Origin of the sequence: Qipengyuania sp. S6317L1 (genome assembly GCF_023015615.1) — a bacterium.
Taxonomy (GTDB): domain Bacteria; phylum Pseudomonadota; class Alphaproteobacteria; order Sphingomonadales; family Sphingomonadaceae; genus Erythrobacter.
The window spans coordinates 113,167-131,814 of sequence record NZ_JALKAJ010000003.1 but is presented as its reverse complement, the minus strand read 5'-3'; the positions used below and the strand labels follow the sequence as shown (position 1 = coordinate 131,814).

Below are 18,648 nucleotides of genomic sequence, written 5' to 3'. Positions count from 1 at the left end.
CTTGGCGATGGCGCACAAAAAAGGCCGGCATCCCTTCGCGGGAGGCCAGCCTTTTGATATCGCGTCAAGCGGGCTTGGGCGTGTTCGCCTTAGCCTTCAGCGCGCTTTTTCTGCGCCCGCTTTTTGGACAGGCGACGGCCGCCAATTGCGCCCGCTGCTGCCAGACCGAACAGAGCCATGCCGCCGGGTGCTGGCACGTCCGTACCGCCCGAGCTTGAACCGCCCGAAGTGCTGCCACCAGAGGTGCTGCCGCCGGTCGTGGTTGTGGTGGTGCTGCCGCCGGTGGTGCTACCGCCAGTCGTGCTGCCACCAGAGGTGCTGCTGCCGCCAGTTGTGCTGCCGCCCGAGGTGCTGCTGCCACCCGAAGTGCTGCTTCCGCCAGTTTTGGTCGACTTCGTGGACTTGGTCGATTTGGTTGACTTGCTGAAGAACGACTTGGTGAAAGTCGACTTGGTCGTCGTCTTGTTGAAGAGCGACGTTTTGGTGGATTTGAAGAAGAACGCATTCGCGTCCGATGGAGTCACAGCAGCCACCGATGTCGTGGCGACGGCAGCGGAGACGATCGCTGCCTTTGTGAGTTTCCGATATTGCATCTGTCCTACCCTTTTCACTTGATTTGGCCCCGCCAAGGACGGTCTTTTTCGTGTTCGGCGTTGGTAAAGCAATGGGCGTGCCAGACTTGCAAAAGCCGCGGTTTTCAAAGGGTTTCAAAGGTTAACCGGGACGCCCTTTTCCCAAGGTTTGTCAAAATTCCCGACACTTTTTCACACCTTGCAACAAGAACGCGGGGCAAAGCGCGAAATCAGGACAAGGCGGGCCGGAGCGCGGCTCCCGCCCCCCCTTGCTGTTCACGCGTTCCAGATGCCCAGGATATGCGCCATCGGCGTGATATTGGTCATCTCGAAGTTTTCGTATTCCTCGACCCGGTCGGGATCGGGGAAGTAGTTTCCGCTGATCGAAACGCGCTTTTCCTCGCTCATATTGCGGCGGGTGTAGTGCGGCGCATAGCTTGGGAAAATCACGAGATTCCCGACCTCTGGAGCGATCTCGACCATGGTGCGGCGTGCAACAGCATCCAGCGCAAAGACCAGCTCGCCGCTGTTTTCAGGATATTGCGGGTAGTACACCCACGACAGGCCATCGGGCCAATCGGGACGGATATGCGTGTGGTAATCGGTGTTTTGCCCGGGGTTCAGAATATGACCCCAGCTTTCCGCTTCATCGAACGTTTCGAAATACGGATTGAGCGTGCGGAAAAAGCCGTCAATGCGCTGCAACAGGGCAGCCACATCGGGATTGTCATATGGCAGGAGCGAATCTTCCGATTTCGTATCGCCCACCTCTTCACTGCGGCGTTGGCTTTCCATTGCGATAACCGCGTCGGAAATCGCCTTGTTGTCCAGATCAACGCCAATCGGCACGATCAAATGGCCAACAGAAACCAGCGGCGCAAAATATGTGAAAGGGTCCTGAGCAATAGGAACGATATGCTCGGGATTGGGGTTGAATGGCTTGTTCACGTGCCAAGGCTCCGGCAATTATTGAGGTTGCCGGTGCCTTAACCATGAAGCCTTAAAAAAGGCGTTAAGCCGCGTGCCCATTGGCAAAACCGGGTGTCATTCCCGCGCGGCCATGACGCCGCCTATGACGCGATTGCTCTTTCTCTTGCCGCGACACTCACCGCGATCCCGTTCAGCACTGCATTGCCGGTCAGTGCATCGAACCGCTGGGTATCAATGAGATCGTTGATCGACACACCTGCATGGTCTGCTGCCGTCTGCCAGCTCAGCCCCTTGCGATTGTGCCCCCAGCCATGCGGGAGCGAGACGACGCCTTGCATGACGTCCTCGGTCACTTCGGCAGTGGTCTCGACGCTGGTCACTTGCGAAGTGATCGAGATCGTATCGCCATCGACGATCCCTCGCGCCTCTGCATCGACAGGGTGGATCATCAGCGTGCAGCGGTCGGGGCCTTTCACAAGCCGTCTCGAATTGTGCAGCCAACTGTTGTTGGAGCGCACATGTCGCCGTCCGATCAGGCGCAGCGCATCATCGGCGGTTTCGGCCATGCTTTGCGTAAACCGCGCAAGGTCTGCGACCAGTTCGGGCGGTGCGACATGGATCAGGCCGCTATCGGTGCGCAAGCGGTCCTTGATACACGGCTCCAGCGGGCCAAGGTCGACGCCATCTTCCATCGCCTCGACCTCGGCGAGGGTCATCCCCGCAGGCGACGCTTTCAGCATCGCGTCCAACTGCTCGCGCGGGGTCTGGATATTGGGCGCCGATGTGTTCTTCGCCGCGTGAACGGCAACCGCAAGCTCCTCGACGATGTCGCTGTCGGCTTTGGCCCCCTCCTCCATTTCGAAGGTCGGTTTCGAGTAGGCGCCGAAATTACGCACCGAAAGCGGGCCGAAGAACATATTGAAATGGTCTTTTTCCAATGGCCCGCACGGCGGCAGGATATAATGCGCATGGCGCGATGTTTCGGTGATATGCGGATCGAGCGCCACCATCAGGTCGAGAGATTTCAGCCCCTCTTCGGTTTTGAGGCCATCGGGCGCAGAAAGCACCGGATTGCCCGACTGGACGAAGAGGACGCGGATACGCCCCGCGTCTTCGCGCAGCATCTCGTCAGCAAAAGCGACCATCGGTGTTTCGCCCATCACGCTGGGAAGCGTGCCGCGCGCGGTTTCCACCGTGCTCACCGCGCCGCGCCCGTTAAGGCCCACAAGGTCGAACAAGGGTTTGGGGAACATTGTGCCCCCCACCCGGTCCAAGTTGCCAGACGCCAAATTGATGACCTGCACCAGCCACTGATTGAGCGCGCCGAACTCGCAGACCGAGACACCCATACGCCCGTAAAGCGCAGCAGGCTCATCCCCGGTAAAGGGTTTGGCTAGCGCAGCGATTTCCTCTGGCGCCACTCCGCAAAAGGCGGAAAGCTTTTCGATATCGAACCCGGCCACGGCCTCGCGCACCGTATCGAGCCCGTCATCGCACACCTCCGCCAGTCCAGGGCGCAGCGCAGGTTTCGCTTCAAGCACACTCTTGAGAATGGCGATCAGGAGCGCCGTATCCGTTCCCGGCTTTACCGGCACCCAGTGGTCCGCAATCTTCGCCGTCTCGGTCCTGCGCGGGTCAACCACGGTGAGCGTGCCGCCGCGATTATGCAGTTCCCTCACCCGCCCGCGAAAGTCCGGCACCGTCCACAAGCTGCCGTTGGAGGCCATGGGATTGCCGCCAAGGATCACGATATGCTGGCTGTGATCAATATCCGGCACCGCGGCAAGGCTCACATGACCATACATCTGATATTGCACATAATGGTGCGGCATCTGGTCCAATGTCGATGCGGAATAGGACCGCCTGGCCCCCACCGCGCGCTGAAGATGGCGCGATTGCAGCACCAGCGCGTAGTCGTGCGCGCTAGGGTTACCGCGATAAAACGCGCTCGACGAGCCATCGGGATCAACCTCGGCCACCCTCGCCGCGATCTCGCGATAGGCATCGTCCCATTCCATCGGCTCCCAAGTGTCCCCCACCCGCTTAACGGGCGTGCGCAGACGGTCAGGATCATCCTGCAAATCCGCAATCGCGGTCGCCTTGGGACAGATGTAGCCCCGGCTCAGCGGATTATCCGGATTGCCCTTGATCGAGATGACTTTGCGCCCCTCTGTCTCAAACAGAACCCCGCAATTCGCCTCGCAGATATGGCAGGTGCGCTTGTGGATTGTTCGGGTGTGGATATCACTCATCTTTCGGCCTCTCTCTTGGAGCCCCCTTCTGCCGACGACCCCGCGCAAGGGCAAGGAGCCAATTTTCCTACTCTCACGTTTTCTGTTTGTGTCCTCCCCATGACCCGCTGCGCCGGTCCCCGCACCAAACGTTTGGTTGTCCCCCGCAGCCAGCTTCCCGACTTCTCCCCCGTCCCGATCAAGCATCGCTCCGGCGGCTGGACCCCGGCAGCGTCGAGGGCGCGTGCAAACACGTCGATATGAGCACCGTGGGCGCCTACCGCATCCGCCGCCTGCCCGAAGGCACAAGCTTTGCCAAAGCATGGGACAAGGCGCTCGACCTTGGCGTGCGGCGGCTCGAAGACGTCGCGCCCTTTGCTGCGCGCAGTGCAGCTAGAACTAAATGGGGACCGCGCGCTAAACGGCGTCGAAGAGCCCTTCTACGGTGCAGTTTATCCTGAGCGCCTGCCTTGGCAGGCAGTCGAAGGGGCAATCACGTCGGCACGCGCAAGAAGTAGAACGACCGCCTGCTGATGTTCATGCTCAGAAACCGCTCCCCCGAACGCTTCGGCAATAGCGTCAACAAAGGCGGCGGGTCGCTAAAGGGCCTCAACGCCGTCGGCAAAATAGAAAAGCGCCGCCTCAAAAAGAAATGGCGCAAAAAGTGGGAGAAGAAGCAAGCCAGCGCCGCAGCCAAAGCCGCCCAGAAAAACGCAGCGCGCGAGCAAGTCTCCACCCAAGCGATCCGCGACAGCATCAACGCCAAAATCGACGGTCTCCGAGTTACAGCCGAGCGCAAGCGGGCCCGCGAATGGGAGCAAATGTCCGAAGACACACGCGCCGCATGGGCCGAGTTTGAGCGGCTACGCAACGCCGACTTTGAGCGCTTGGAGGCCGATGAAGCGTTTCGGGAGCGGCACGAGCAGGGACCGCGCGTAACGGTGAACTGCGAGCCTTTCGACTGGAACAAGAAGCCCGAGCCTCGCCAGAGGAAGACGGTGCATGGGCTTAAGGATAGCTCTTGGGATGAACGGGAAAGCTAGCAGCCCCACCCGCGAGCGGAAAGCGAGCTTTGCTCATACGTCCGAAAATCGTTCTCTCTTTGCATGACGAGATACGAAAAACGCGTGTCGAACACCGATAGAGTCGACCTATCTAATTGCCTTCTTGTCGGTTAATGCCACTACATGGTCGATAACAATGAAGATTATTTGGACAGGCCCGTATCTTTATCGGGTGACTTGCTGGGTTTCTCTGAACTAGCCAAGTCTTTACTCACAGCTATCGAGGCTCAGCCAAATCAAATGAGCTTGACCCTTGGTCTCGACGGTGTCTGGGGATCAGGAAAATCTAGCATATTGTCTATGCTCCAGCACGAGGTTGTCACAAGCAAATCTGAAGATGAGATTGGCACGGTTGTGGTTTCCTTCTCGCCGTGGCTCATTACCAACAGAACTGCGTTGATAGCTTCATTCTTTGCGCAGTTACAGCAGGCGGTGAAAGAAGCCGAGGATCGCATCCCTTCCAGTTGGTACAAGCTAAAGAAGGCTACAGCGAAGAATCTGTCCAAAGTCGGAAAGAAACTGAACAAGTTCAGTAAGGTAGTCTCAATTACGTCGGGGGCCGCTGTCGCGTTCGACCCGACAGGAACGGCGGCGGTGGCGGCCGGAAGCGCCAAAGCGATTCAAGAACTTACCGATACGGCGGGAGAAGGTGATGAGACGCTTGAAGCACTAAAAGTCGAATTGGAACGAGCGCTCGCCGAGATTGCCAAGTCTGATCCGACCTTTCGTATCGTCGTTCTCATTGATGACCTTGATCGCCTAGACCCAAACGACTGTCTGGAGATTCTTCGCCTAGTTAAAGCAGTCGGCGATTTTCCTGCAATTACTTATTTGTTGGCTTATGATCGATCGGCAGTCGCCTCAGCGATTGAACAAAGCGCCCGTGTTAAGAATGGTGATGCTTATCTGGAGAAGATAATCCAATTCTCATTCAAAGTGCCACCGCTTGAACCGTTTCAATTGCGGAATTGGTTGCGGCGCGAGATTGGATACATCGCAAAGAGTGAGGACTTAAGTTCGGAACATGCATCTGCAGTGTTGGATGTGTGGGCGGGTCGTTTATTGCGAACACCGCGCGACATTAAGCGCCTTTTATTCTCTGTTCGCGCAATCTGGCCACGGCTTGACGGCCAAGCGAATTTACTAGACTTGGTCTGGCTTCAGATGCTGGCAATGAAAGCGTCGGTAGGAGAGCAGGATCTTTATTCTTGGGTTGCGAGCTACTTTCAATCTCTTCAAGCGGTTGCGATTGGGGGCGCTGTAACTGGCAAGTTACAGGACCAAGAACGTCTTGAGGAAATAATTAGGGTCCTTGGTTGGCAGACTTACTCTAATGATGGCAAGATCACAGAACTCGACTTCCACTATCTCGATAAGTTGCTTGCAGGAGTGACGGATTCCTATCTTTCAGACCAGAAAGAAGAGAGATGGATTCATCAGCTTGCACAAGACGACTTTCAGCAATGGAGACAGGACAAACGGCTGTCTTCGCCTTGGCATTGGCGTCTTTACTTCGCCTTTGAATCGCCCGAATATGCAATCATAGATGATGAGTGGGCGGCAATGGTAAAGGCAGCGAGCAAGAGTACCGAAGAACTTTCGACCTCGATCCAAAATGTGCTTGGCTTTCGAGGGAAGCAGAGCCCAAACATAGCTCGGCAGCTGTTAGATTGGACTATCCACGAAAAGAAGAACGAGAGGCTAGACCACGCGGATCGCTGGCTGGAAGCGATCGTTCAAAACGCAACCTTCCTCAAAGCCCGTTCGCCAAAAGACGCGGTTTTTGGTTTCACCAACCTATTTGACCTGTATTTGAGAGACATTGCGGTGTTGGTCTTCAAAGATTTGACGACCGATCAACGAGTCGGCCTCATCAATGCAATCTTTGACAACCCTGAGAACCTTGATGTGGGCGCCTGTCTTGTCCGGAAGCAAATGCACGCGGCAACGAAAAGCTCTAACGACCAAGAGCGCCAAATGTTCTTGACGAGCGAAGAACTTGAGAGCGCAAAGGCAAAACAACTCGCTCAATTTCGCGCACTTACAATCGAGGAATTTTGGCTACTAAATTCGCCCTATGATGTGCTCTTCACTTGGCAGCATCTTGTCGAAGAAAGCGAACAAAGCAAGGAGCCCATCGACTTCATAGCCAAGGCGACGGAGAGTGATGAAGGCCTAGTCGAGACGTTATACGCGCTACGCATCGTTTCCAGCTCCGCTCAAGAGGGCATCGCTCGATTACCTCATAGCTACATCCGGCATTTTGCCGATGTCTCAAACTTAGCTAAGCGCCTCCAAGACGTGGCCAAGCGAGGCGATGAAGTTGGAGAAAGGGCGGAGGAGTTGAGCCAGCTTTGGTGGGATGATGCGAAAAATTGAGCTCCCAAGAGAAGAACTTGTTCCAACACGCCACACGCCGTTCCGCGATTGCTGACGCAATCGCTCCATGCGCCGCGTGACGTCAGACGGGTTCGGCCAAGACCGACCCGCTGGCCGGGGTTACAGCCTCTCGCACCTAAGCCTGTGGTTGCTGCACAATCCTCAGCTTAGCTGCGGGGCTTCACTCCTCCCCCATCCGCAGCGCAGCAATAAACGCTTCTTGCGGGATGCTGACATTCCCATATTCGCGCATCCGGGCCTTACCCTTTTTCTGCTTTTCAAGCAGCTTCTTCTTACGCGAGATATCGCCGCCGTAGCACTTGGCGGTCACGTCTTTGCGCATCGCTGCAATCGTTTCACGAGCGATGATCTTCCCGCCGATGGCTGCTTGGACCGGGATCTTGAAGAGGTGGCGCGGGATCAGGTCTTTTAGACGCTCGCACATGCCGCGGCCGCGCTCTTCGGCGACGTTCCGGTGGACGATCAGCGAGAGCGCATCGACGGGTTCGGCGTTCACGAGGATGTTCATCTTCACAAGGTCGCCTTCGCGAAGGCCCACTTGCTCGTAGTCGAAGCTGGCATAGCCGCGTGAGATCGACTTCAGGCGGTCGTAGAAATCGAACACCACTTCGTTCAAGGGCAGCTCGTAAGTGACCTGTGCGCGGCCGCCGACGTATGTGAGGTCGGTCTGGATGCCGCGGCGGTCCTGGCACAGCTTCAGGATGGAGCCCAAATATTCATCGGGGGTGTAGATCACCGCCTTGATCCACGGCTCCTCGATTGACGCGATGCGGTTTACATCGGGCCAGTCGGCAGGGTTGTGGATGTCGATGGTGGTCGCATCCTCGGTCTTCGATTTGGAGAGGTGGACGCGGTAAACCACCGATGGCGCGGTGGTGATGAGGTCGAGGTCGTATTCTCGCGACAGGCGTTCCTGGATGATCTCCAGGTGGAGGAGGCCCAAGAAGCCGCAGCGAAAGCCAAAGCCAAGCGCAGCCGAGCTTTCCATCTCGAAGGAGAAGGAGGCATCGTTCAAGCGCAGTTTGCCGATGCTCTCGCGCAGTTTTTCAAAGTCAGCCGCATCCACGGGGAAGAGGCCGCAGAAGACAACGGGTTGGACTTCCTTATAGCCTTTGAGCGGCTCGGTCGCGCCGTTCTTGACCGTGGTGATGGTGTCACCGACGCGGGCCTGTTCGACCTCTTTGATCTGCGCCGTAATAAAGCCGATTTCGCCGGGGCCGAGTTCTGGCAGCTGCTCAATCTTGGGGCGCATACAGCCGACGCGGTCGACGAGGTGCTGGGTTCCGCCCTGCATGAACTTGATCTGCTGGCCCTTGGTGAGGACACCTTCGATGACGCGCACGAGGATGACGACGCCGAGATAGGGGTCGTACCAGCTGTCTACGAGGGAGGCCTTGAGGGCCGCGTCGCGCTCGCCCTTGGGCGGAGGGATTTTGGCGACGACCGCTTCGAGCACTTCTTCGATGCCGATGCCGGTTTTGGCAGACGTCATGACAGCATCGGAGGCGTCGAGGCCGATGACCTCTTCGATCTCGGCCTGCACGCGCTCTGGCTCGGCGGCGGGGAGATCGACCTTGTTGATGACGGAGACGATTTCGTGGTCGTGCTCGATCGACTGGTAGACATTGGCGAGGGTCTGCGCCTCAACACCTTGGGCTGCGTCCACGACAAGGAGCGCACCTTCGCACGCGGCGAGGCTGCGCGAGACTTCATAGGCAAAGTCTACGTGGCCGGGCGTGTCCATCAGGTTGAGCTGATAGGTTTCGCCGTCCTTGGCGGTGTAGTTGAGGCGCACGGTCTGCGCCTTGATGGTGATGCCGCGCTCTTTCTCGATGTCCATGTTATCAAGGACTTGTTCCGACATCTCACGCTCTGTCAGGCCGCCGGTGAACTGAATCAGCCGGTCAGCGAGCGTGGATTTGCCGTGGTCGATGTGAGCAATAATTGAAAAATTGCGGATTTTTGAGAGGTCAGTCATTTGCGGCTGCATTTAGCGGCCTCTCGCGCACATGTCATTCGCGAAGTTTGCAACAATCCCCGCCGTGTGACGGGCGGCTTGATAAAGAGCAGGCTTATGCCGCCTCGAAGCGTGCTTGCGGGGCGTAGCTGAATTGCGGCACGCTGCCTTGTCCCAGACCCCCGCCGGGCATGGCCTGATAGCTTCCCGGTGAGAGCGCAGCGAGAGGAGCACCTGCCGCGGACAAAGCGTATGGCGAGACACGGTTGCGGGTGCACAGCCCCCCTGCCCCGTCGTCGATCAGCGATTGCTCAAACTCGAGCCCCTGCGTGTCGCCATTGGTGCGGATGACGGTGGCAACCGCCAGCTGACCGCCGCCAAGATCGACCACGAACTGTGTGCCCTTGGGAACCTCGTCGAGACCCTGGATCAGCGCACCCGTTTTGGACAGATTGCGCAGCACCACTTCGTAGGAGTGGTCATCGTGGATCACATTGATGCGGCGATAGACCGTGCGGCGGCGCGACCGTTTGATCCGGTCGCCGCTGGGCGCGATTTTCCATTTCTCGCCCGTAAGTTCGCCAGCAACGACCTCGCTGGTGACAGGGTCGGAATAGATCGGGCCTTCCATGCGCTTGACGCCGCATTTCTTGAGACGTTCGAACAGTGATGTGCTCTCGATCCCGTTGGCGATGGTGTCCATTTCGAGCGCGCCCGCAAGCGCGACGATCGCCTTGATCAGGCCAAGATCGCTGGAATCGTGCTTTTCAGCCTCGGCGACCAGTTTCTCGTCGATCTTGATCGCGTCGAATGGTGCTCGGCGAAGATAAGCGAGCGAGGAATAGCCGCTGCCGAATTCATCCAGCGTCAGACGCACGCCAAGCTTGAACAATTGGGCCAGCGTGCGGTCGACCACATCGGTATCGCCGAAAAAGACCGCCTCGCTCACCTCAAGCTCAAGCCGGTGCGCAGGCAAATCGGCATCGCTGAGCGCTTCGGCAACGCTGTCAACGAAGTCGTCTGCGCCAAAAAGGGGCACGGGAACATTGACCGCAACGCGGATCGTATCGGGCCATTGCGAGGCTTGCGCGCAGGCCTGCCGGATGGCCCAATTGCCCACTTCTCCGACCTGGCTCGACCCTTCGAGGATCGAGGCAAATTCTTCCTCGTCGATCTCGCCGCGTTGTTCGTGCATCCAGCAGATATGCGCTTCCAATGCGCGCACTTCCTCGCTCGAGGCATCAACGATGGGCTCATATTTGAGGAACAATTGCTTCTCGCGCACCGCTTCGCCCAAGTTCTCTTCAAGGCGGCGGCGGAACAATGCCTCGTTCTCAAGCTCGCCAGAGAAGAAGCGGTATTGGCCGCGACCGCCGTTCTTTGCAGCGTAGAGCGCAAGGTCGGCAGAGCGAACGACCTCGTCCATCGTTACCCCGTCGTGCGGTGCAACGGCGATGCCCACAGAGCATCCGATCACGCAGCGCCCTTCTTCAAGGGTGTAGGGCTGTTTGAGCATGGTGATAATCTTCATCGCGATTTCACCAAGCGTGCCGCGATCATCGAGATCGGGGATCATCACCTGAAATTCATCGCCGCCAAGCCGCCCGATCTCGCACTCAACCTCAATCGAGCGTTTGAGACGGTCGGAAACCTGCTTCAAAAGCTCATCGCCTGCCGCATGGCCGAGCGTGTCATTGACGTGTTTGAATTTGTCGAGATCGAGCATCATCAGCGCGCAATTGCGCTTGGCCGCCCTGAAGGCGGTAAGCGTGGTTTCGATCAGATGCTTCATCCGGTGACGGTTGGCGAGACCTGTCAGCGAATCGTATTTTGCCAGCCGCGCGGTTTCTTCCTCGCGGTAATATTCCTCGGTGATGTCCCAGCCGGTCCCGCGAAATCCTGCGAAAGTGTCGCCATCAAAGCAAGGCTGACCCGACAGACGCAGCACCGCGCCTTCGGGGCGCTTTTGCGCGCGAACAGCAAAGCCGGAGAACGCCTTGTGCGCGCCCAGCATCAGCGCGAGCGACTTGGTTCGCCCGTCGCGTTCGGCTGAAACAAACACGCTTGAAAGCGGCTGACCGATGATCTGGTCGAGCGGCACTTCGAGGCGGTCTGCAATGGTGCCGGAAAGATAGGTGAGATTGCCCTTGGGATCGCAGGACCAGAACCAGCCGAGCCCCGAACGCTCAAGGTCATCAAGCATGGCAAGTTTCTCCCCGTCAGAGAGTTTGCTCGCCGCTGTGCGCGAAGCTGCGCTGCCGATTGATGACAAGAGACCCTTGAGGGGCATCCCCAGCCTGTCCTTTCCTCTTACGATTTTAGCCGATACCACGGGCTTCGCGTGTTCAATTTGAGTAAACTCGGGTGGTTATTTTTTCGCTAAGATCAAAGGTTAACTGCGCAATATTTTCGGAGATCTTTGCAAGCTCGAATGCGCGAAATGCCGGCTTTGCGATCAAGCGCGCCCTTGCGCGCTGATATCCACCTCGACGAATGCCTTGGGCATTGACTGACCGCCGCTTGTATAGGCGGTAACGGCCGAATTGGTGAGAGCGCCAAGCGGGCGACCGGCGGCTTCGATCTGATAGGGCGAGACGCGGTGCCTTGTGCAAAGCCCCTTGTCGCCGTCACTGATCAGCTTGGTTTCAAATTCGACGCCCTGGCTGAACCCTTCCGAACGCCGCACCGTGGCAACGGCAAGCTGACCATCGCCAAGGTCCAGAACAAGCTCCGTTCCCACCGGCACATCGAGCATCCCCTCGATGCGCGCGCCGGTTTTGGAAAGGTTGCGCAGGAACACATTGTAGCGGCTGTCGCCATGGATGACGCCGATCTTGCGGAATTCCGTCCGGCGTTCGGCGCGATATTTCTCTGGCCCGCGCGGCTTGAACTCGAATTCCTTATTCTCGAAGCGGGTGATCAGCTCTTCAATCGAAATCGGGCCCGAGAACAGATAGCCTTGGAGATGGGTCGCGCCGTGGCCTTTGACCATGGCGAGCTCATCCTTCGTCTCGATGCCCTCTGCCACGGTCTCCATCTTGAGCGCATTGGCCATGCTCACAATGGCACAGACGAGCGCGCTGTTGTTGTTGTCTTCAACCGAACAGCCGCGCACGAAACTTTGGTCAATCTTGATTTTGTCAAAGGGTGCATCGCGCAGATAGCTGAGCGAGGAATAGCCGGTGCCAAAATCATCAAGCGACAAGCGGACGCCGCGTTTCTTCAGCTTTTTAAATAGGTTAAGCGTGCGCTCAAGATCGCCCACGAACACGCTTTCGGTGATTTCCAACTCGACGCGCGCAGGATCAACGCCGGTCTTGGTGAGGATGCGATCAACCGCGGCATAGAATTTTCCCGAGGCGAACTGGATCGGCGATACATTGATCGCGGCGCGCACTTCTGGCGGACAGTTGGAAAGCTGGGTGCAGACCTCTTCAAGCACCCATTCACCGATCTCGTTGATGATCCCCAATTCTTCGGCAACCGGCACGAATTCCGCAGGCGACACGCGCCCGCGCTCCGGGTGTTCCCAGCGCAGCAATGCTTCGAGCGATGCAATCATGTGGGTCTTTGCATCGACAATCGGCTGATACTGGACGAGCAATTGCCCTTGAGACAGAGCATCGCGCAGATCATCTTCGATCCGTTGCCGCCAATCGGCGCTCCGGCTGAGTTCGCTTGAATAGAAGCGGTAAGTGCCCCGCCCTGCGTCTTTCGCCGCATAGAGCGCAAGGTCAGCCGCCTTCACCAGCTCGCTCGCCTCGATCCCGTCATAAGGGGCGACCGCAATACCGATGGAACAGCCGATGATCGCCCGTGAACCTCCAACCGAATATGGCTGTGAGAGCATTTGCACGAGGCGCTTGGACAGATCGCCAAGCTCGCCCCGGTCATCAATGTCGGGCAACATGATCTGAAATTCGTCGCCGCCAAGACGGCCGATCTCGCCTTGATCGCCAAAAAGCTGCTTGATCCTGACCGCCACCTGCTTGAGCAGTTCATCGCCAGCCGGGTGTCCAAGCGTATCGTTGACCTTTTTGAACCGGTCGAGATCGAGCAACATGATCGCGCAGGAGCGTTTCGACTGCTTGAAGGCGTCAAGCGTTTGGCCCAGCTTGCGCGTCATCCGGTGACGGTTGGCAAGCCCGGTCAGCGAATCATATTGCGCCGCCCTTTCGGAATCCCGGCTTTGCGCAAGCGAGTTCGTGTTGTCGCGCGCGATGCCATAAAAGCCTGCAAACTCGCCATTGCCATCAAGCTTTGGCGTGGCCGATATCTCCCACCACACCTCGCGGCTTTTATCGGCAAGGACTTGGACATTGAGGCGCGAAATCGGGCTGCGCGAGGCGATGCGGAATTTGAGCGGGCGAGAGGTGGAATCATAGTCGTCCGAATCGCCCGTGGCGAGAATTTCGGTCAGCTCACGCCCGATCAGATCGTCGCTGGTCAGACCGATCGCGCTCATCGCTGATTGGCTCAGATAGGTGAGGCAGCCCTTGGCATCGCATTCCCAGAACCAGCCAAGATCCGCCGATTCAAGGCCTGCGAGCATCTCGGCGCTTCGCCGCGCGTCGAATGCACTTGAATCAACGCGCGCCGGTGCGGATGCGGCCGGCTGGCCTCCCGACAATCTCGACAGCAATCCATTCATGCTTAACCCTGGTCCTCATCCATTCCCCGTCGCAGATAGCCAAAAGGGATGAAGGAAAATTAAATTTGCGAAGGGAGCGAGCGCGCTCGGGCGCGGTCACGCCGTGGTATTTCGCGCGTCCTTATGGAATGCTGCACCTTGCATTGCGCGATTGTGCGGGCCATCAAGTAAACAATGAGCAATCATAAGCTTGCCAATCAATAAGGGAGATCGGAATGTCCGAGCCGAAAGTCACACTCGAAAACGAAGCGGCTCAATCGACGAATGCATTAGGCCCCCTGGTGGGCCTTGCGCGTGAGGATTTCGTCGGAGCCGTGGCGGTATTGCTGCGCGAGACCGCATCCGATCCCAAACGATTGATGAAACACGCCCAATCCATGGGCGAGGATATGGTGAAGATCGTGACCGGCAAAAGCGATCTTGCCCCCCACCCCAAGGACAAGCGATTTCAGGACCCTGCCTGGCAGTACAATCCGTTTTTCCGCGCCGGCGCGCAATATTATCTCGCCATACAGAAGGGGATGAGCAACTGGCTTGAGGATCTTGAACTCGACGAGCTTGAGCGCAACCGCGCCAACTTCATCTCGAACATCATCATCGACAGCCTTGCGCCGACCAACACATTGGCCGGCAATCCGATCGCGCAAAAACAGATCATCAATTCAGGCGGGCTCAGCCTCATCAAGGGGCTGCAAAACGCCTATAACGACATCGTGAACAACCGCGGCATGGTGAGCCAGGTTGACAAGCGCCCCTTCAAGCTGGGCGAAAACATCGCGACCTCCAAAGGCAGCGTCGTCCACCGGACCGAGATGTACGAGCTCATCCATTACGCGCCCACCACCGATGAAGTGTACGAGGTACCGCAGCTCACCATCCCGCCTCAGATCAACAAGATGTATATCAACGACCTCTCGCCGGAGAAGTCGATCATCAAGTGGCAGGTCGACAACGGCATGCAGACCTTCGTCATTTCCTGGCGCAACCCGTCCAAGGAACAAGGTCGCTGGGGCATGGCCGATTACATCGCCAGCTGCGAGGAGGCGCTCGAAATCGTCTCCGAGATCTCGGGCTCGAAAACGGTGAATGTCTCGGCCGGGTGTTCTGGCGGTCAAACGGCATCGGTTCTCGCCTCCAAGCTTGCGGCAACGGGCAATCCGGTGCTTGGCACGCTTACGCTCATGGTGTGCGTGCTCCACCCCAAACAGACCGACATCGAAGCGGGCTCTCTGGTCAGCGAGAACGGGATGGAGATCGCGAAGAAGCGCGCGGCCAAGAAGGGCATCATCAAGGCCGACGATCTGGCGCGCGGCTTTGCGTGGCTGCGGCCCAATGATCTCATCTGGAACTATGTGATCAACAATTATCTGCTCGGCATGGACCCGCCTGCCTTCGATGTTCTCTACTGGAACTCGGATGCGACGAATTTGTCGGCGAGCCTGATGGGCGATTTTCTGACGCTTTATGAAACGCTTGCCTTCTCTACCCCGGGCGAGACGGAAATGGCCGATCACAAGGTCGACCTTACCAAGGTGACAGCGGACCTGTTCATCCTTGGCGGCGTTACCGACCACATCACCCCGTGGAAGGCGACCTATCGCTCGACCCAGCTGTTCGGTTCGAAAGACGTGACTTACGTTCTTTCGCAAAGCGGCCACATGCAGGCGATTTTGAACCCGCCGACCAATCCCAAAGCCAAGTATTTCGTCCAGAAGAAGAAAGGCAAATTGCCCGAAACAGCGGACGAATGGCTGCAGGGCACAGAAGAGGTCAAGGGAAGCTGGTGGCCATATTGGATCGAATGGATCCAGAAGCGTTCGGGCAAGAAGGTCGCAGCCCCCAAACAGGTGGGCAGCAAGGCCTATCCGCCGATGGAAAATGCGCCGGGACTCTACGTCATCGAAGAAGTCTGATAAGGACGTCCCGAATAGCGCGCTAAAAGAGCTTGAGGGAGACACGGCCCGCACGGGATCTGCGAGCCGTGTCTCCCACCCTCTTCCCCCCTCAAATGCGCTGCGTGAAAGGTTAGGACATCTGTGAGTAATGTGATGAAGGATGCCGTGGTCACCATGGAAGAAGTGGCCGGGCGGACGCTACGGGTTGCTAGGTGGAGGCTTGAGGACAAGAGCGAACATCCCCCCATCCTGTTCTTCAACGGCATCGGCGCCAACATCGAGGCTGTTGCTCCTTTGACGCAGGCCATGTCGGAGCGCGGGTTCATCATGTTCGACATGCCGGGAACGGGCGAATCGCCTGATCCCGTGATCCCTTACAATCCTTTCACCATGAGCTGGACTGCCGCCGAACTGCTTGGCCGTTTCGGCCTTGGCGAAGTGGATGTGATGGGCGTTTCATGGGGCGGCGCGATGGCGCAGCATTTCGCGCTTCAGCACCCTGCACGCACGCGGCGCCTTGTGCTGATCGCGACGACGCCCGGAATGGCGATGGTTCCCGGCAATCCTGCGGCCTTCACCAAGATGGCGAACCCGCGCCGTTACATCGATCCCGAATTCATGAACGAACATTTCGCAACGCTTTATGGCGGCGCGGATGCCGACGGTTCCGCACACCAGAAAGACAGCCACATCGGCCGGCTGAAACCCCCTTCCCCGCGCGGATATATGTATCAATTGCTGTGCATGATGGGCTGGACCAGCCTGCCTGCTCTGCCTTTCTTGAAGAAAGAGACGCTGATCATGATGGGTGAGGACGACCAGATCGTGCGCCCGATCAACGGCAAGATCCTGAAGGCGATGATGCCCAACGCGAAGCTTCAGATGTTCGAAGGCGGCGGCCATCTGTTCCTGCTTACCCACGCCGATGAAAGCGTGGCGGCAATCCGCGAATTCCTCGACGCGCCGGAAACCAAATCGGAAAAAACCCGCACCAGCGCCTTTGCGGCTTAGGCCGGGGGCAGCCACTCGTCCAAAATCGCATTGACCTGATCCGGCGCATCCTGCTGTACCCAGTGGGAGACGCCGGGCAGGCGCTTTAGCGTGAGGTTTGGCACCCACTCCTGCGTCCCGTGCGTGCAGTGGATATCGATCGCGACGTCTTCTTCTCCCCACACCATCAGGGTCGGCACATCGACGGTGAAATCGCCCGGATCGACCGTGTCATCGTGACGCAAGAGCGCGCGGTAGTAATTGACCATCGCCTTGCGCGCGCCCGGACGACGGCTGGCATCGCTGTAAATGCGCCGCTCTTCCGGGCCAAAACGCTGCGGATTGCAGGATGTGTTCGCGATCAGATCGCCCACCGCATCCCCGCCCTTTCGCCCAAGGAACGCTTCGGGCAGCCACGGCAATTGGAAAAAGAAGATGTACCAGCTCTTCTTCAATTGCCGCCATTTCCTGATCTCGCGCCGTGCGGGCATCGGATGCGGCACGTTCATGATGACGAGCCGTTCAATCGGCCGTTTCTTCAAGATCGCAAACAACCACGCGATGATCGCGCCCCAATCGTGGGCGAACAGCGTGACCTTGCTCGCCCCGCTTGCATCGATCAGATCGGCAACGTCCTGTGTCAGGTGATCGAGTGCGTAATTGCGCACGCCTTCGGGCCTATCGCTCGCGCCATATCCGCGAAGGTTGGGCGCCCACACGCGGTAACCCTTCTGCGCCAGCAAGGCCATTTGGTGCCGCCAGGAATAATGCAGCTCGGGAAAGCCGTGGAGCATCAGCGCCAGATGATCGCTGCCCCCGCTCCTGGCTCCCGCCTCAGCCACCTCGAAAGTAAGGCCGCTGGTCTCGACGAACTTTACCTCGATGCCGCTGTCGGCGGGCGGGCTCCAGCTGGGCGTGCGGGTCATCACTCGCCGCCGCGGGTGACGCCGCAGCTGCCCGGCATCGGCAGACGCTTCGCCTCGGCCAACGCCATGGCGGCTGCACGCGGACGGTCCGTCGCGATGATATCAACCCCGCCCTGCCCAAGTTCGGCATAGCGTTCATCGGTTCCAAAGCGTTGAAACACCCCGTCAAGAGAGCGATCGGGCCGGCCCAATGTGCCGAAAATCACTTCAACGTCCTGCTCATCAAGCGCCGCATACAGGTCAGGCTTCGCCAACCGCGTGCCGGTAAAGGCGACAATCTTCCGCGCCGGAATACCCGCCTCGACGATCTCGGCCAGATCGCCGGGCGCGTTGACCGAATAGGAAATGAGCATGTCGGGCGCGAGCTCATAAAGTTTGAGCGCCTGCGCCTTGGTATAGGCGATGAGGATCACGCCCTGTTCCATCCCGGCCTTGCGAATCTCGGCTATTACCGTCTCGAAATTCGCAGTGCGTTTGAAATCGACTTGCAGCACGGTCTTGCCCTTGGCCCATGCGAGCGTGCCAGCCAATGTCGGCACGCGGTAAGGTGTCACCCACCCCGCTTCGTCCACCAGACGCAGCTGCGCCACCTCTTTCCACGGCACATCGGTGACAGCGCCCGTGCCCGTCGTCGTGCGATCCAGCGTGCGGTCGTGCATCAGGTAATGCACCCCGTCAGGGCTCGCCGCGACGTCAATTTCCATCATCGCGGGCAAAGCGTGAAGCACCGCGTCCATTGTCGGAATGGCATTTTCCGGCAGGCCCGGCGAAGGGCCGCCGCGGTGCGCCGAAATGATTGTCGCACCCGCTTCCTCAAGACAGTCGAGCCTGGCCGACAAATCGCCCTCGGTCCCGATCTTGTAAGGGCCGGCTGGCTCCTGCGCGCTGACGCTCACCGTTGCCACAATCGCGAGAGCGGCCGCTCCCAAATGCTTCAAACTCGTCACAGATTCGTTCTCCTTAAGGCCCGCAAACTAGCGCCCTGCACCGTCTGGACAAGCTGGTTGCCAAATCAGTTTTGATGTGAGACCT

General features: G+C 58.3%; 12 protein-coding genes. 4 read left to right on the top strand and 8 right to left on the bottom strand.

What is annotated here, in order from left to right; genetic code table 11:
- Nucleotides 1–89 precede the first annotated feature (89 nt).
- From MWU38_RS08290 to MWU38_RS08280, 3 genes are all read right to left on the bottom strand, one after another.
- Entirely contained in the window at nucleotides 90–593 is a 504-nt protein-coding gene (locus MWU38_RS08290; protein ID WP_247271382.1) for a hypothetical protein, read from the bottom strand.
- Nucleotides 594–848: 255 nt separating this feature from the next.
- Nucleotides 849–1,520: a putative 2OG-Fe(II) oxygenase gene (locus tag MWU38_RS08285; RefSeq protein ID WP_247271381.1), complete on the bottom strand. Its 672-nt coding sequence runs from the start codon at nucleotides 1,518–1,520 to the stop codon at nucleotides 849–851.
- A gap of 122 nt (nucleotides 1,521–1,642) precedes the next feature.
- Entirely contained in the window at nucleotides 1,643–3,754 is a 2,112-nt protein-coding gene (locus MWU38_RS08280; RefSeq protein ID WP_247271380.1) for a molybdopterin oxidoreductase family protein, read from the bottom strand.
- A 512-nt stretch (nucleotides 3,755–4,266) separates the two neighbouring features.
- Here MWU38_RS08280 and MWU38_RS08275 point away from each other — a divergent pair.
- Nucleotides 4,267–4,776 (top strand): hypothetical protein, encoded by a 510-nt coding sequence (locus tag MWU38_RS08275; RefSeq protein ID WP_247271379.1) that lies wholly within the window; start codon nucleotides 4,267–4,269, stop codon nucleotides 4,774–4,776.
- Between the two features lie 144 nt (nucleotides 4,777–4,920).
- Nucleotides 4,921–7,176: a P-loop NTPase fold protein gene (locus MWU38_RS08270; protein WP_247271378.1), complete on the top strand. Its 2,256-nt coding sequence runs from the start codon at nucleotides 4,921–4,923 to the stop codon at nucleotides 7,174–7,176.
- 181 nt (nucleotides 7,177–7,357) lie between these two features.
- On the opposite strand, the gene lepA is transcribed toward MWU38_RS08270, so the two are convergent.
- From lepA to MWU38_RS08255, 3 genes are all read right to left on the bottom strand, one after another.
- Nucleotides 7,358–9,175, bottom strand: a complete 1,818-nt coding sequence (lepA, locus tag MWU38_RS08265; protein ID WP_247271377.1) for a translation elongation factor 4 — start codon at nucleotides 9,173–9,175, stop codon at nucleotides 7,358–7,360.
- Nucleotides 9,176–9,269: 94 nt separating this feature from the next.
- Entirely contained in the window at nucleotides 9,270–11,444 is a 2,175-nt protein-coding gene (locus MWU38_RS08260; RefSeq protein WP_247271376.1) for an EAL domain-containing protein, read from the bottom strand.
- Between the two features lie 165 nt (nucleotides 11,445–11,609).
- Nucleotides 11,610–13,706, bottom strand: a complete 2,097-nt coding sequence (locus MWU38_RS08255) for an EAL domain-containing protein (RefSeq protein WP_247271375.1) — start codon at nucleotides 13,704–13,706, stop codon at nucleotides 11,610–11,612.
- 314 nt (nucleotides 13,707–14,020) lie between these two features.
- Between MWU38_RS08255 and MWU38_RS08250 the strand changes: the two genes are divergently transcribed.
- Nucleotides 14,021–15,718, top strand: a complete 1,698-nt coding sequence (locus MWU38_RS08250; protein ID WP_247271374.1) for an alpha/beta fold hydrolase — start codon at nucleotides 14,021–14,023, stop codon at nucleotides 15,716–15,718.
- A gap of 123 nt (nucleotides 15,719–15,841) precedes the next feature.
- Entirely contained in the window at nucleotides 15,842–16,711 is an 870-nt protein-coding gene (locus MWU38_RS08245; protein WP_247271373.1) for an alpha/beta fold hydrolase, read from the top strand.
- Here MWU38_RS08245 and MWU38_RS08240 read toward each other — a convergent pair.
- Both MWU38_RS08240 and MWU38_RS08235 read right to left on the bottom strand, forming a co-directional pair.
- Nucleotides 16,708–17,616, bottom strand: a complete 909-nt coding sequence (locus MWU38_RS08240; RefSeq protein WP_247271372.1) for an alpha/beta fold hydrolase — start codon at nucleotides 17,614–17,616, stop codon at nucleotides 16,708–16,710. The two genes, MWU38_RS08245 and MWU38_RS08240, sit on opposite strands and share 4 nt — an antisense overlap.
- On the bottom strand, nucleotides 17,616–18,563 hold the full coding sequence (locus MWU38_RS08235; protein WP_247271371.1) for a glycerophosphodiester phosphodiesterase family protein: 948 nt from the start codon (nucleotides 18,561–18,563) through the stop codon (nucleotides 17,616–17,618). The genes MWU38_RS08240 and MWU38_RS08235 overlap by 1 nt, the downstream gene beginning before the upstream one ends.
- Nucleotides 18,564–18,648: the final 85 nt, after the last annotated feature.

Excerpts from the sequence above, each read along its gene's own strand:
- MWU38_RS08290 (WP_247271382.1), bottom strand. The coding sequence starts at position 593 with ATGCAATATCGGAAACTCACAAAGGCAGCGATCGTCTCCGCTGCCGTC.
- MWU38_RS08280 (WP_247271380.1), bottom strand. The coding sequence starts at position 3,754 with ATGAGTGATATCCACACCCGAACAATCCACAAGCGCACCTGCCATATC.
- MWU38_RS08275 (WP_247271379.1), top strand. The coding sequence starts at position 4,267 with ATGTTCATGCTCAGAAACCGCTCCCCCGAACGCTTCGGCAATAGCGTC.
- MWU38_RS08270 (WP_247271378.1), top strand. The coding sequence starts at position 4,921 with ATGGTCGATAACAATGAAGATTATTTGGACAGGCCCGTATCTTTATCG.
- lepA (WP_247271377.1), bottom strand. The coding sequence starts at position 9,175 with ATGACTGACCTCTCAAAAATCCGCAATTTTTCAATTATTGCTCACATC.
- MWU38_RS08260 (WP_247271376.1), bottom strand. The coding sequence starts at position 11,444 with ATGCCCCTCAAGGGTCTCTTGTCATCAATCGGCAGCGCAGCTTCGCGC.
- MWU38_RS08255 (WP_247271375.1), bottom strand. The coding sequence starts at position 13,706 with ATGCTCGCAGGCCTTGAATCGGCGGATCTTGGCTGGTTCTGGGAATGC.
- MWU38_RS08250 (WP_247271374.1), top strand. The coding sequence starts at position 14,021 with ATGTCCGAGCCGAAAGTCACACTCGAAAACGAAGCGGCTCAATCGACG.
- MWU38_RS08240 (WP_247271372.1), bottom strand. The coding sequence starts at position 17,616 with ATGACCCGCACGCCCAGCTGGAGCCCGCCCGCCGACAGCGGCATCGAG.